A 13,711-nucleotide genomic window follows, 5' to 3' on the forward strand; every position below is an offset into this window, starting at 1 on the left:
TGGCGCCGCAACTCGCGAGGGCCGTGTGCCATGCAAGGGTCGAAATGGATCGTCGCGTGTCTGCTGACTGTCGTGTCGCTGATCCAAGGCGCGGCGGCTCAGACGGCCGATCAGCACGTCACCTTCGACACCGCGCCTTATGTTCTTGGCCAAATCCAGCGGCGTCTGGCGCTCGAGCGCGGCGAGATGGTGGTGGCGACCGGCCAGACGATCGACGGCTATCTGTCCAAGCCGGAGGGGGACGGTCCGTTCGCAGCGATCGTCTATCTGCACGGCTGCGCCGGGCTCGGTGATCGCGCCCGCCAGCACTTCTCGCGTTTGTTGACGGGGTGGGGCTATGTCGTGCTGGCCGTCGACAGCTTCCGGCAGCGGGGACTTGCGCAGGCCTGCGATCGCCCGATGCCGGATCGCAATGCCGATGCCTGGGGCGCGCTCACTTATCTCGCGTCGCTGCAGTTCGTCGACCGCTCGCGCATCGGCCTGGTCGGCTCATCGCAAGGCGGCATCGTCACGCTACGGCTCGTTTCCAAGCATGACGTCAAGATCTACGAGCTGCCCGATGATCTGACTTTCAAGGTCGCGGTCGCCTACTATCCGCGGTGCAGCTCCGCGGGGCGTTGGCTCGAAGTGCCGACGCTCATCCTGATCGGCGACAAGGATGACTGGACACCCGCGGCGAATTGCGAGCAGTGGCTTTCGCTGCGCCCGGACCAGGGCGCTCTTGTCAGGCTGGAGGTCTATCCTGGCGCCTATCACGCCTTCGATTTTCCCTGGCTGGCATCGGGCCGGTCCAATTTCGGGCACTGGCTGCAATATGACGCCGATGCCGCCGGCCGCTCGGTCGCAGAGATGCACGACTTTCTCTCGACGCATTTGAGCAGATGATTGTCAACGACGCCCTCATCGCGTGAGGCTGGATCCCTGTGACCCGCTGCACATGGCAGGCGGGCCTGCATGGGGAGCCCGCGCCGGCGTCATCTTGTGCCCGCAGCCATGCCGTGGGATTGAGGGGCCTCCTGGCGCTGAATTTGTCGGAGCGCGCTCAACGCACGAGGTCTGGACTGATCATGTTCTCTTGCCGCTCTCTGCTCGCTGGCGTTGCGATGCTGCTCTCTGCCGCGTCTTTCGCGGCTGACGCGCCGGGGACGATCAAGGGCACGGTGCTGGAGCCCTCACCGGAGAATCTCGCGCTGACCTGGACGAAGGCGAATCTCGTTCTGCCGGCTTCGCTCGCGGGAGGGCGGCGCTGGGAAGGTCATGCGGAGGATGCGCCCGACGTGATCGGCATCGTACCGCTGGTGGTCGTGATGCACGGCTCGAGCGGCGTGGCGCCGGCGATCAAGGAGTTTCAGGCCTGGCTGGCCGACGAACTCGGCGCCGCCTCGGTCGCTCCCGACAGCCTCGCGATCCCGGACCGGCTGACCTATACCTCGCCGGTCGATGTCGACACCTATGAGCGTGTCCATGCGTTGCGGCTGGCCGAACTGGAGAACGCGTTGAAGGCGTCGCGCGACTGGAGCTGGGTCGATCGGCAGCGGACCGTGTTGGCCGGCAGCAGCGAGGGCGCGGTGGCGGTCGGCCGCTACGCCGGCAAGGACGTCGCTGCCCGGCTGATCTATTCCTGGTCCTGTGAGGACAATTACTTCGTCGCCGCGCCCCGACTCGGCATCGGGCCGAAGGAGCCGGTGCTGAATGCGATCTCGGCGCGCGATCCCTATTTCTCGGCTGCCAATCCCTGGAACAAGGACCGCGCCGTCACCGGCTCCTGCGCGGCGGCGCTGAAGGATGATCCGAAGGCGGAGGTGATGGTGCTCGATGCTGACGTGCATACGATCCTGAACCGGCCGGAGGTGCGCGAGCGGACGGCGCAATTCCTGCGCGGTGTCTTGAATCCCTGAGGCGGCCGCATTCATGAACGTTCGGAGAGCGAAAACGTGCTGAGACTGCTCGTCCTCGAAGGCAACTCACTGGCCGGCCGGCGCCGCTGGGCGGAGATCGCGGGACATACGCCATCTGAGAGCTATGCCGACGTGCTTCGCGCGCTGGCGCCGGAGGCGGTGGTCGACATCGCCGCGCCAGCCGACGCCGATGCGCAGTTGCCGCGGCCGATCGATGCCTATCAGGGCATCGTCATCACCGGTTCGGCGCTCAACATCTATCAGCGCGAGCCGGAAGCGCTGCGCCAGATCGAGCTGGTGCGCACGATCTTCGCCCAGGGCGTGCCGATGTTCGGCTCGTGCTGGGGCCTCCAGCTTGCCACGGTGGCGGCTGGCGGCGAGGTGTCGCTCAATCCTGCCGGCCGCGAGGTCGGTTTCGCGCGCAAGATCGCGCTGACTGAAGCCGGCCGCGCTCATCCCCTGCATGCGGCGCGCGGCAGAGTGTTCGATGCACCGGCCATCCACAGCGATATCGTCACCCGACTGCCGCCGGATGCGACGGTGACGGCGCGCAACGGCATGAGCGAGGTACAGGCCGCCGAGATCAGATGCGGGCGCGGCCGCTTCTGGGGCGTGCAGTATCATCCCGAGTTCAGCTTCCAGGACGTGGCCTGGGTGATCAGCCGCATCGGACAGCCGCTGGTCGACGAAGGCTTCTTCGCCGATCTGGCCGAGCTCGAGCGTTACGCGGCTGATCTCGCGATCCTGCATCGCGACCGCTGCAGGCGGGACGTCCTGTGGCGGCTCGGGCTCGATCAGGATGTGGCCGACGACGCGCTGCGCCAAGCCGAGATCGCGAACTGGCTGGCCTCGCTCGACCGGCGCTGAGTGCGCCGGCTCACTTCATGAACTGGATGATGAGCGGCGCCAGCGCCACGTTCATCAGCCCGACCAGCACCATCACGAGGCCCGCGATGGCCCCTTCCTCGTGTCCGATCTGGTGTGCGCGCGCTGTTCCCGCGCCATGCGCGCCCACGCCGAACAGCGCGCCCCTGGCGAGCGTCGAGCGCAGCGGCAGCCGTGCCAGCACGATGTCGCCGACAGCGGCGCCGATGATGCCGGTGAGCACGACGAACACCGCGGTCAGGTCAGGAATGCCGCCGATCTCGCCGGAGACTTCCATCGCGAACGGCGTGCTCATCGAGCGCGGCAGCAGGCTCAGCCGCAGCTCGCCGTCAATGCCAAGCACATAGGCCAATGCCCAGCTGGTCGCGACGGCGGTGAGACTGCCGGCTACCATGCCGGCGAGCAGCAGCGGCCAGCGGCGGCGGATCAGCGCGCGCTGCTCATAGATCGGCACGGCAAAGGCGACGGTCGCCGGGCCCAGTAGCGCCACCAGCCAATGCGTGCCGCGGATGTAGTCGCGATAGGAGACGTTGAGCGTGAGTGCTGCGATCATCAGCAGCGCCGGCGCGACAGCGAGCGGCATCAGCCACCAGCGCGGCCAGCGCCGATGCACCCGCTTGGCCAGCAGGTACAGCAGGATCGTCGCCAGCGACCAGACCGCAGCCTGGACGAGCGGCTCACGCCACAGCGCTGCCAGCGTCATGATGCTCGGTCCAACGGTAGCAGAGGTCCACGGTGAGGGCTGTCACGCACATCACGGCGGTGGTGCTCACGACGATGACAGCGAAGATCTTCAAGCCGAGCAGCCCGAACAATTCGCGATGATCGAGCAGCGCCAGCACCGCCGGCACGAAGAACAGCAGCATCTCGGCCAGCAGCCAGTTGGCGCCCCGCTTCATGCTGGCCACCTTGAGCCCCCCTGCGAGGAACAAGGCGAACGCAAGGACCATGCCAATGATACCGCCGGGCAGTGGCAGGCCGGTGGCCCGCGCGACCGCCTCGCCCGTGGCCCAGAACGCCCCGAGCAGGCCAATCTGCACCAGCCGGTTGCGGCGGAGGAGGCGGTGGGCCTGAAAAAGAATGTTGCGTCGCATCATAGTGAGATTCCGAAATCAGCCGTTGCAGCAAAAGATATGTCGCAATGCAGCATGTATAAAATGAATTGATTGACTGAACTTCAGTCGGAATTGGAATAATGTGGGATTATGGAACTCAGAACGCTCAAGACTTTCGTCGAGGTCGTCCGCCAAGGCGGTTTCTCGCAGGCCGCCAAGGTGGTCTTTGCGACCCAGTCGACCGTCAGCAAGGCGGTCAAGCAGCTTGAGGACGAACTCGGTCTGCCCCTGCTGGACCGGCTCGGCCATAAGAGCCGCATGACCGCGGCCGGGGAGATCGTCTATCGCCGCGCGATCCGGCTGCTTGCCGAACGGGACGACCTGCAGGCGCAGCTTGAGGAACTCAGGGGATTGAAGCGGGGCGTGCTGCGGCTCGGCCTGCCGCCGATCGGCTCCAGCACGCTGTTCGCGCCGCTGTTTGCGCTGTATCGCCAGCTTTATCCCGATATCGAGATCCGTCTGGTCGAGCACGGCAGCGACCGCCTCGGCGAACTGCTCGCTGCCGGTGAAATCGACTTCGCCGGCCTGCTGCCGCCGATCGCCGATGAGTTCGCGGCCCAGGTGGTGCGGCGGGAGCCGCTGATGGCCCTGGTCTCGGTCGATCACCCGCTGGCACGGCGTGACGCCGTCACGTTGGCTGATTTGCGCGAGATGCCGTTCGTGCTGTTCGAAGCCGGCTTCGCGCTCAACCGGATCATCCGCGAGGCCTGTCGTCGCAACGGCTTCGAGCCAGTCGTGGCGGCGCGCAGCACCCAGATCGACTTCATCGCCGAGCTTGCCGGCGCCGGACTCGGCATCGCCTTCCTCCCGCGCATGATTGCGACCCAGCGTACGCAGGTGCCGATCAGTCTCGTCCTGCTCGACGAGCCGGGCACGGAATGGACCCTGTCGATGGCTTGGCGCCGCGGCGCCTATCTGTCGCCTGCGGCGGCGGCTTGGCTCAGACTGGTGCGCGAGCGCGGCGAGGCGTGAGCGACAGCGCGGCGATGTCGCGCGCCGATCCGCCGCGCACACAGGCGCCGGCCGAACCAGCGCAGTGACGCTCACTGCGGCCGGAGGAGGCGGCCGTCGCGCGCGACCAGGCGGCCATCCTTGTAGACGGAGCGTCCTTTCGGGACGGCCACCACCGCCTCGGGAACGTGCGCCGCGTCGAGCGTGACGAAGTCGGCGCGGGCGCCGACATTCAGGCCGTACTCCGCAAGGCGCAGGGCCTGAGCGCCCGCATCCGTGACGAGGTCGAAGGCGATGCGCAACTCATCGTCCACATAGAAGCCGGAGCGATAGCCGACCATCATGGCGCGGTTCAGCAGGTCGCCGTCGCCATAGGGCCACCAGGAATCGCGGATGTTGTCATTGCCGCTGAACACGGTGACGCCGGCTGCGCGCAGCAGCGCGACAGGCGGAAACGGGCGTGCGCCGGGCGCGTTCGTCATGATGGCAACACCCGAGGTCGCCAGCACATCAGCGATCCTCTTCATTGCATCTGCCGGGAGATCGCCGAGCGCATAGGCGTGGCTGACCGCGACATGGCCCTGCATGCCCAGCACGCGGGTGCGTGCCGCGATCTGCTCCAGCTCGAACAGGCCGAGCATGCCCGAATCGTGCAGATGGATGTCGACGTCGACGCCATGCTTCTGCGCGACGCCGAACACGACGTCGAGATGCTTCTCGACATCGCGGTCGAAGCTCGCCGGATCGAGTCCGCCGACGAGATCCGCGCCGAGCCTGATCGCCTCGTCGAGCAGATCCGGCGTGCCGGGGCTCTTGAGGATGCCGCTCTGCGGAAACGCCACGAGCTGGATCTCGATCAGGTCGCGATAGTCGTCGCGCACACGCAGGATGGTTTCGAGGGAATTGAGCCCGACGGAGCCGTCGACCATCACATGGCTGCGCATGCGCGTGGTGCCATGGCCGATGCACAGATCGAGCTGGTTGCGGGCACGCACGTCCATCGGTGCCGCCGCAGCCATGTTCTGTGCCTGGAAGGTGACGCGCTCATGCACGTCGAAGCCGCCTGTGCATGGCTTATGCGGCTTCCAGGCATCGCCATAGAAGCTGGTGTCGAGATGGATGTGGCCCTCGACGAAGCCCGGCACCACCAGCGCGCCACCGAGATCGATCACCTCGCGCGCCTCGGGGCGCTCGGTCTCTGGGAGCAGAGCGCTGATGCGGCCCTTGTCGACCGCGATGGCGTGGCGTGCGCCCCGATCGAGCCGCGCATTGATGAACAGCTTGTCGACGGCCATTGCGCAGATCCTTTCTCTCGATCGGCTACAGCATTTCAGCCGTCCTGAAGACGGCTGATGCGATGGCCGACGAGAGCATTGTCGGTCAGGATCGATCTGCGCCGCAAGCGGCTTCAGGCGGCCATCGCCTGCGGCAATCCGGCGATCCAGTCGCGGGCGAGCGCGATGTCCGCCTGCGACAGCTGATGCCCGGTCGGAAGCGTCGTGTGGGTGACGTCGGCACCGGCATCGATAAGCTGGTTGCACAGCTTCGCCGCGTTGGCGGTGGGCACGATCGGGTCGGTCAGGCCCGACAAGATCAGGACCGGCGTGCGCGCCAGCTTGACGGCCGGGGGCTGGTTCAGCGGCACCATGGCGCGGAACAGCACCGCGCCGGCCAGAGCCTGCTGCTGCAGCAGGAGCAGCGCGGCCGCGATGTTGGCTCCGTTGGAATAGCCGACAGCGACCGGCGCGGCGATGCCGTAGTGCCGACGCGCTTTACCGATGAACTCGCCGAGTTCCAGCGCCCGGCGGCGGACGTCGTCCTCGTCGAACACGCCTTCGGCCAGACGGCGGAAGAAGCGCGGCATACCGTGCTCGAGCACTTGGCCGCGCGGCGACAGCAGCGCTGCGCCGGGCGACAGCGTGGCACCGAGCGGCAGCAGGTCGTTCTCGTCGCCACCCGTTCCGTGCAGGAGCAGCAGCGGCGCTGCTCCGGTCGCGCTTCCGGGCTGAAAGCGGTGTGTGAAGGACAATGTGGCGGTCACGATGCGGCCTCCTCGAGGTTGGGCAGCACGCCCTCGATCTGCTTGCGATGCGATTCGAGGAAGGCGGGCAGCTTCAGATTGCGTCCGAGTTCGGTGACCGGCTCGTCAACCGCAAAGCCCGGAACGTCGGTGGCGATCTCGAACAGCACGCCACCCGGCTCACGGAAATAGATCGAGCGGAAATAGTTGCGGTCCTTCTGCTCGGTCGGATGCAGGCCGTGGCGATCGACCAGCCTCTGCGCCATCACGCCCTGCGCGGCATCGTCCGCCGCGCGGAAGGCGATATGGTGCACCGAGCCGGCGCCCTGCGCGCCGCGCAGAAAGCCCTTGGCTTCGTAGATGTCCACCACGCTGCCTTGTGTGTCGCCCGGCGCTTTGAAGCGGATCACCGCGCCTTCGCGGGCCTGCTCGGCAAAGCCGAACACGTCGGTGAGCACGGCCGCGGTCTTCTCGGCGGAGTCGAGCAGCAGGGTCACACCATGAAAGCCGCGGATGGCATGCTCGGCCGGAATGTCGCCATTGCTGTAACCAGGCTCGTCCTCCGCACCGGGCACGCCGACCAAGGCCAGAGCCATGCCGTCGGGATCGGTGAAGGGCAGCACGGATTCACCGAAGCGCTTCTCCAGCGCCTCATAGGCAATGCCCTTTTCGGTGAGCCGCTGCGTCCAATAGCCGAGCGAGCGCTGCGGCACCCGGAACGCGGTCTGATGCGTTTCGCCGACGCCGCGGCGGCCGGGTCGCACGCCGGCCCAGGGGAAGAAGGTCAGGATGGTGCCGGGGCGTCCGGTCTCGTCGCCGTAATAGAAATGGTAGGTCCCGGGATCGTCGAAATTGACCGTCTTCTTGACGAAGCGCAGGCCGAGATCGCGGGTGTAGAAGCCGAAATTGCGGATCGGATCGCCGGCGATCGCGGTAACATGATGCAGTCCGGGCATGGGGATCTCCTGTCGATGAGGCCCTTCAGGGGCGTTGAAGTCAGGGGCGTTGAAGTCTTGGACAGCAATATCGGTCGGCTTTGATTTGGAGACAATCCGTGCTTTTGTGACGTCTCTGTCTACGATTTGGCGACAATGACGGTCCGGGACGATGGACAAGCTCAGCAGCCTGCGGGCCTTTGTGAAGGTGGTTGAGAGCGGCAGTTTCGCCGAGGCCGGTCGGCAGCTCCGGCTGTCGCGCTCGGCGATCTCCAAATATATCGGCGAGCTGGAGGCGAGCCTCGGCGTGCAGCTGATCGTTCGCACCACGCGTCACGCCAGCCCCACCGAGGCGGGCCAGCTTTATTTCGAGCGGGCGGTCGCGATCCTGGCTGAGCTCGATGCCGCGGATCAAGCCGTCAGCCAGTCGCAGGCGGCGCCGCGCGGGCTGCTCCGGGTCAACGCGCCGATGTCGTTCGGCACCATGCGGCTTGGACCGGTCGTCGCCGAATTCATGCTGCGCTATCCCGAGCTGCAGCTGCAGATCGTGCTCAGCGACGACCTGCTGGATCCGGTGCAGGACGGCTTCGACGTCACGTTGCGGATCGCCGAGCTGGAATCGTCGAGCCTGGTTGCGCGCAAGATCATGCCGGTGGAGCGGGTGATCTGTGCCGCGCCCGCTTATGTGGCGCAGCATGGCACGCCTGCCTGCCCGGAGCAGCTTCGCCGCCATACCTCGCTCACCTATGGCTTCCTGCTGACCGGCAACCAGTGGAAGCTCACCGGCCCCGACGGAGACCATTGGGTTCAGCCGGCCTGGTCGTTATGCGTCAACAATGCCGAAGTGCTGCGCGACGTCGCCATCAAGGGGCAGGGCATCGCGTTGATTCCACGCTTCATCGCCGCAGACGCGCTCGAGAGCGGCGCACTGACCGCGATCCTGGCCGACTACACCGCGCCGCCGCTCGCGCTTTATGCGATCTATCCTCCGACACGGCACCTGTCGGTGAAGGTGCGGCTGTTCATCGACTTCCTGGTCGAGCGCTTCGGCAAAGAGGCGGGCTGACCAGCCGATAGGCGTCTCGTGAGCGTCAAATCGCCTCGAAGCTTTAACCGGCGGCTGATAATCTTCGGATGAATTGCAGAAGGACATACGCATGGGGCGGCTGAGCACGCATATTCTGGACACGGCGAGGGGCAAGCCTGCCGCCGACGTCGCGATTGACCTCGACAGGCTGGAGCCGGATGGCTCCTGGCGCCGCATCAAGCAGGTCCGGACCAATGCCGATGGGCGGACCGATCAGCCGGTGCTGGCCGGTGACGAGCTCGCCAGCGGCACCTATATGCTGACCTTCCACATGGGCGCCTATTTCAAGGCCCATGGCCTCGCCGCGGATGATCCGCTGTTCCTCGACCTGATCCCGCTCCGCTTCGCCGTCGCTGATGCAAGCGCGCACTACCACGTGCCGCTGCTTGCGACGCCCTGGAGCTACTCGACCTATCGCGGGAGCTGACACAGATGAGTGCTGACGTCTATCCGCGCGACATGGTCGGCTATGGCCGCACGCCGCCGCATCCGCGCTGGCCGGGCGATGCCCGCATCGCCGTGCAGTTCGTGATCAATTACGAGGAGGGCGGCGAGAACAATATCCTGCACGGCGACGCCGCCTCGGAAGCGTTCCTGTCGGAGATCGTCGGCGCGGCGCCCTGGCCCGGGCAGCGCCATATGAACATGGAGTCGATCTATGAGTTCGGCGCGCGCGCCGGCTTCTGGCGCCTGTGGCGGATGTTCACCGCGCGCAAGCTGCCGGTCACCGTGTTCGCGATCGCCACCGCTATGGCCCGCAACCCGGACGCCGTAGCCGCGATGAAGGAAGCGGGCTGGGAGATCGCCTCGCACGGCCTGAAATGGATCGACTATCGCGATTTCACTGAGGCTGACGAGCGCGCCCATATCGATCAGGCGATCCGCCTCCATACCGAGCTGACTGGCGCGCGGCCGCTCGGCTTCTATCAGGGGCGCACGTCGGAGCACACGCTGGACATTATCCTGAACGAGCAGGGCTTCCTGTACAGCGCCGATTCCTACGCCGACGAGCTGCCTTATTGGATCCAGGGGCCGCACGGCCCGCAGCTGATCGTGCCCTACACGCTCGATGCCAATGACATGCGCTTTGCCACGCCGCAGGGCTTCAATTCGGGCGACCAGTTCTTCGCCTATCTGAAGGACAGTTTCGATACGCTTTATGCCGAAGGTGCGGAAGCGCCGCGCATGATGTCGGTCGGGCTGCATTGCCGCCTGGTCGGCCGCCCCGGGCGCGCGGCCGCGCTAGCGCGCTTCCTCGATTACATCATGAGCCACGATAAGGTCTGGGTCGCGACCCGGCTCGACATCGCCCGGCACTGGATCAAGACACATCCGCCGGATGGCGCGTGGCGCCCGTCGCAGATGTCGCGCGTGCTGTTCGTCGAGCGTTACGGCGACATCTTCGAGCATTCGCCCGAGATCGCCGAGCGCGCCTATCTCGCCGGCCTGTCGGCGTTCGACGATGTCGCCGACGCGCTGCATACGACGCTCATGGACGTGGTGCGCGGCATGAGCCGCGACGAGAAGCTGAAGCTGGTTCGCGCTCATCCGGAACTGGCAGGGCGCGAGGCGCTGGCGGGCGAGATGACGAATGACTCGATCGGCGAACAGGGCCGGCTTGGCTTCACGTCGCTGTCGCGGGCCGAGTTCGAGCGCGTCGCCGACATCAACCGCCGCTATCGCGACAAGTTCGGCATGCCGCTGATCGTGGCGCTTGCGCTGCATGCCGACCGCGCCTCGGTCATCGCCGAAATGGAGCGGCGGATCAGCAACGACCTGGACACCGAGATCGCCAACGCCATCGACCAGATCGGCCACATCACGCGAGCGCGGTTGGCGAGGAAGTTCGAGCAGGGCTGAACGAGAGCAGCCGCTCCGCCTGGGCAGCGGCATCCAGAAGCATTCGGTCGCGGCCTCGCGCCGCGATCAGCTGCAGGCCGAACGGCAGGCCGTTCGCATTGTTGCCGCAGGGAATCGAGATCGCCGGTACGCCGGCATGGTTGGCGAACGGCGTGAACACCGCATGCGCGCGCGGCGACGCCGGTTGGCCGCCGATCTCGGCGGGGCCGAGTTGCGTGAACGGCCAGGCGACGCAGGGGACGGTCGGCGTCAGCAGCACATCGACATCGGTGAACACGGCTGCAAAAGCGCGCGCGATTCGCGTGCTTGCCTCCAGCGCGCCAGCGACGTTGGCGCCGCTGAGGCCGAGGCCGCGCTCGATCTGCGTGGCAATGTCGGGATCGAATTGTGTGGGATCGCTGCGGAAGGCGTCGCCATGGAGGGCCGCCAGCCCGGCATGCTGAAGCGGCATGACTGCATCCTCGGCAAGCCCTGCAGGCCAGATCGGATCCTTGTCGACGATCGACATGCCGCCGGCGCGGAGCCGATCGATCGTCTGCCGCAGTCCGGCGCTCACATCGTCATCGACCGCGACGTCGAGCCCGAGCCGCGGCGAGAACGCCACGCGCAATCGCTTCCCTTCAACCGCCGAGCAGACGTCGAACGAGTCCGGATCGCGCGGATCGGCGCCGGCCATCGCCTCGAAGGCAAGCCAGGCATCGCCAACATCGGCGGCGATGGGGGCGACCACCGAGATGCGCCAGAACGGTTCGGCAAATCCAGGGCCGTAGGGGATCGCGCCATAGGATGGCTTGAAGCCGACCACGCCGACATGCGCGGGTGGTCGGCGGCTCGAGCCGCCCGCATCGGTGCCGATCGCGATCGGGACGAGGCCCGCCGCGACAGCTGCCGCCGGTCCGCCCGAGGAACCGCCGGGCGTGAGCTGCGGATCCAGCGGATGACGTGTCGGTCCATGCAGCAGCGACGTGGTGACACCCTTGCAGGCAAACTCGGATGTCGCGCCGATGCCGACGATGACCGCGCCGGCCCGCCGCAGTCGCGCGATGGCTGTCGCATCTTCCGGCGCCGTGAAATCAACAAACAGCCGCGAGCCTTGCGTGATGCGCCAGCCCTCGACCCAGATGTTGTCCTTGACCACGACCGGCACGCCGGCGAGCGGCAGCAGCGCTCCGGCGGCAATGCGCGCATCGACAGCTCCGGCTTCGGCGCGCGTCCGCTCAGGATCAACCGTGACGACGGCGTTGAGATCGCGTGCCGCGGCGATCCGCGCCAGCGCCTGCTCGGCCACGTCTCTCGCGGACGTCTGGCGCCCCGTGACGGCGCGCACGATGTCAGTTGCGCGCATGAGATCGCTCCATCAGCAGCACCGCCGCACCTGCGGCCGCGGTCAATCCGAGCGCAACGAAGCTGCCGCCGAGTCCGACGCGTGGCGTCAGGACGGCGACGAGCGGCGGCGCTGCGACCAGACCGATAAACGAGACGGTGAGTACGGCGCCGGTGGACTCGGCGACGCGCCCGGGCTTGGCGAGGTTGGCGATCTCGGCGATGAACACGCCGTTCCAGCCGCTCGCCGTGAGCCCGAAAAAGAAAGCGAGCAGGAGCAGGATCGGCCAGCTCAGCGTGGCGCCCCACAGCCCGAGCAGCAGCGCGCACACCGCCATTCCGACGCCTGCCATGACCAGCACGGCGCGCGCCGAACGCAGCCGCGTCGCGACGACGCCCCAGCCCAGACGCCCGATCAGCCCTGCGCCCTGCGCCGAGGCCAGCACCCAGCCGGCCTCGACATGGCTCAGCGCGAGCTCCGACGTGCCGAAGCTGACGAAGCAGGTGTTGAGGATCACCTGCATGCCACTGAACGGGATCGAGGCGACCGCGAGCGATGCCATGCGCGGGTCGGAGCTGACGAGCTGCAGCCGCTGCCGCAGGCCGAGATTCGGCATGGCAGGTATTTTGACCGCGTAGGCCGGGCGTAGCCGCTCGAAGCTGATGAAGCCGATCACCGCGCAGGCGATCACGGCGGCATAGGCTGAGCTGGGCGCGAGGCCGACCGCGAGCGGCGGCAGCAGCAGCGAGCCGATGACCGCGCCGATCTGGCTGCCGGTCTGTCGGATCGAGAACACCATCGCACGCTTCTCAGGCGACACCAGACGTCCGAGCAGCGCCGAGCTCGCCGGCGTCTCCGGACCGGCCGCAAGTCCGAGCACCAGCCCGGCCCCGAGCAGCGCCCAGCCATTGCCGAGCGTCGCCAACGACATGCCCGCGCAGACGGCGACCGCGCACAGCGCCGCGACGCGGAGTGAGCCGACCTTCTGCACCAAGGTGCCGCCCCAGAATGATGAGACGAGGCTGACCGCAAAGGCCGCGGTCGAAAACAGCGACAGCTCCTCGACGCTGAGCCCGGCGCGCGGGGCCACCGTGCCCGGCGCGAACAGCGCCAGCGACACCAGCGCCTGCAACGCCGTCATCGCGACCAGGCCAGGCCTCAGTCGCGGCGCTGGCGCCGCGGTCGGCTTCGCGTCTATCATGGCGCGAGAACCTGATAGCGGAGTGGCTGATGGCTGGTGGTATCTCGGTTCATGCGGTCGATGTGGCGAATGGGCGTCCGGCGTTGGGACTGCGGGTCGCGATCTGGCGCGTCGCGCCCGATCGGGCTCTGCTCGCCGAAGGCCCGCTCGGCGCCGACGGCACCTTGCAGGCGCCGGTCGTCAAGGGCGTTGGCGTCACCGCCGGCGAGTATGAGGTGCTGTTTCATATCGGCGAGTTCTTCGGGGCCAACGCTCAGACGACATTCCTGACCACAGTGCCGTTTCGCTTCGCGGTCGACAAGGTCGAGGAGCATTTTCACCTGCCGCTGAAATTCACCCCCTGGGGCTATTCGATCTTCCGCGGCGCTTGAGAGCGTGGCCGTCCTTCGAGACGCGCGCCTTCGGCAGGCTCCTCAGGACGAGGTCTGAGTTCTT

At 67.0% G+C, this 13,711-nt stretch carries 15 protein-coding genes; 8 read left to right on the forward strand and 7 right to left on the reverse strand.

The annotated features are described in order from the left end of the window. The first annotated feature begins 30 nt into the window (after positions 1-30). The 3 genes from ACVIJ6_RS14185 (at position 31) to ACVIJ6_RS14195 (ending at position 2,765) form a co-directional block, all read left to right on the forward strand. Complete coding sequence (locus ACVIJ6_RS14185) at positions 31-885, forward strand: dienelactone hydrolase family protein (protein WP_456773180.1); 855 nt, start codon at positions 31-33, stop codon at positions 883-885. 218 nt (positions 886-1,103) lie between these two features. Next, positions 1,104-1,898, forward strand: a complete 795-nt coding sequence (locus ACVIJ6_RS14190; protein WP_456773181.1) for a hypothetical protein — start codon at positions 1,104-1,106, stop codon at positions 1,896-1,898. Positions 1,899-1,934: 36 nt separating this feature from the next. Continuing rightward, the gene (locus ACVIJ6_RS14195; RefSeq protein ID WP_456773182.1) at positions 1,935-2,765 is read left to right on the forward strand and encodes a type 1 glutamine amidotransferase; all 831 of its coding nucleotides are present in this window, start codon (positions 1,935-1,937) and stop codon (positions 2,763-2,765) included. Positions 2,766-2,775: 10 nt separating this feature from the next. Here the strand turns inward: ACVIJ6_RS14195 and ACVIJ6_RS14200 are convergent, their stop codons facing one another. Both ACVIJ6_RS14200 and ACVIJ6_RS14205 read right to left on the reverse strand, forming a co-directional pair. Beyond that, the gene (locus tag ACVIJ6_RS14200) at positions 2,776-3,486 is read right to left on the reverse strand and encodes an LrgB family protein (protein ID WP_456773183.1); all 711 of its coding nucleotides are present in this window, start codon (positions 3,484-3,486) and stop codon (positions 2,776-2,778) included. After that, positions 3,461-3,880, reverse strand: coding sequence for a CidA/LrgA family protein (locus tag ACVIJ6_RS14205; RefSeq protein ID WP_456773184.1), 420 nt, complete (start codon positions 3,878-3,880; stop codon positions 3,461-3,463). Before ACVIJ6_RS14205 ends, ACVIJ6_RS14200 begins: the two co-directional genes overlap by 26 nt. Positions 3,881-3,988: 108 nt before the next feature. Between ACVIJ6_RS14205 and ACVIJ6_RS14210 the strand changes: the two genes are divergently transcribed. After that, a complete protein-coding gene (locus ACVIJ6_RS14210) occupies positions 3,989-4,870 on the forward strand; it encodes a LysR family transcriptional regulator (protein WP_456773185.1) in 882 nt (293 codons plus the stop codon). A gap of 71 nt (positions 4,871-4,941) precedes the next feature. Here ACVIJ6_RS14210 and ACVIJ6_RS14215 read toward each other — a convergent pair whose 3' ends face one another. The 3 genes from ACVIJ6_RS14215 to ACVIJ6_RS14225 all read right to left on the reverse strand — a co-directional run bounded on the left by ACVIJ6_RS14215 (position 4,942) and on the right by ACVIJ6_RS14225 (position 7,825). Next, positions 4,942-6,144 (reverse strand): amidohydrolase family protein, encoded by a 1,203-nt coding sequence (locus tag ACVIJ6_RS14215; RefSeq protein WP_456773186.1) that lies wholly within the window; start codon positions 6,142-6,144, stop codon positions 4,942-4,944. A gap of 113 nt (positions 6,145-6,257) precedes the next feature. After that, positions 6,258-6,890, reverse strand: a complete 633-nt coding sequence (locus tag ACVIJ6_RS14220; protein WP_456773187.1) for an alpha/beta hydrolase — start codon at positions 6,888-6,890, stop codon at positions 6,258-6,260. Further along, positions 6,887-7,825 carry a ring-cleaving dioxygenase gene (locus ACVIJ6_RS14225; protein WP_456773188.1) on the reverse strand — a complete coding sequence of 313 codons (939 nt, stop codon included), beginning with the start codon at positions 7,823-7,825 and terminating at the stop codon, positions 6,887-6,889. Before ACVIJ6_RS14225 ends, ACVIJ6_RS14220 begins: the two co-directional genes overlap by 4 nt. Positions 7,826-7,976: 151 nt before the next feature. Here ACVIJ6_RS14225 and ACVIJ6_RS14230 point away from each other — a divergent pair, with 151 nt between their 5' ends. The 3 genes from ACVIJ6_RS14230 to puuE all read left to right on the forward strand — a co-directional run bounded on the left by ACVIJ6_RS14230 (position 7,977) and on the right by puuE (position 10,751). Next, positions 7,977-8,870: a LysR substrate-binding domain-containing protein gene (locus ACVIJ6_RS14230; RefSeq protein WP_456773189.1), complete on the forward strand. Its 894-nt coding sequence runs from the start codon at positions 7,977-7,979 to the stop codon at positions 8,868-8,870. Positions 8,871-8,961: 91 nt separating this feature from the next. Beyond that, positions 8,962-9,318 carry a hydroxyisourate hydrolase gene (gene uraH / locus ACVIJ6_RS14235; RefSeq protein ID WP_456773190.1) on the forward strand — a complete coding sequence of 119 codons (357 nt, stop codon included), beginning with the start codon at positions 8,962-8,964 and terminating at the stop codon, positions 9,316-9,318. Between the two features lie 5 nt (positions 9,319-9,323). Continuing rightward, complete coding sequence (gene puuE / locus ACVIJ6_RS14240) at positions 9,324-10,751, forward strand: allantoinase PuuE (RefSeq protein WP_456773191.1); 1,428 nt, start codon at positions 9,324-9,326, stop codon at positions 10,749-10,751. On the opposite strand, the gene ACVIJ6_RS14245 is transcribed toward puuE, so the two are convergent. Both ACVIJ6_RS14245 and ACVIJ6_RS14250 read right to left on the reverse strand, forming a co-directional pair. Further along, the gene (locus tag ACVIJ6_RS14245) at positions 10,711-12,096 is read right to left on the reverse strand and encodes an amidase (protein WP_456773192.1); all 1,386 of its coding nucleotides are present in this window, start codon (positions 12,094-12,096) and stop codon (positions 10,711-10,713) included. The two genes, puuE and ACVIJ6_RS14245, sit on opposite strands and share 41 nt — an antisense overlap. Continuing rightward, entirely contained in the window at positions 12,083-13,276 is a 1,194-nt protein-coding gene (locus tag ACVIJ6_RS14250; RefSeq protein ID WP_456773193.1) for an MFS transporter, read from the reverse strand. The genes ACVIJ6_RS14245 and ACVIJ6_RS14250 overlap by 14 nt, the downstream gene beginning before the upstream one ends. Before the next feature lie 29 nt (positions 13,277-13,305). Between ACVIJ6_RS14250 and ACVIJ6_RS14255 the strand changes: the two genes are divergently transcribed. After that, positions 13,306-13,647, forward strand: coding sequence for a hydroxyisourate hydrolase (locus tag ACVIJ6_RS14255; protein ID WP_456773194.1), 342 nt, complete (start codon positions 13,306-13,308; stop codon positions 13,645-13,647). The last annotated feature ends 64 nt before the right edge of the window (positions 13,648-13,711 follow it).

It is taken from the genome of Bradyrhizobium sp. USDA 4369, from assembly GCF_054056435.1.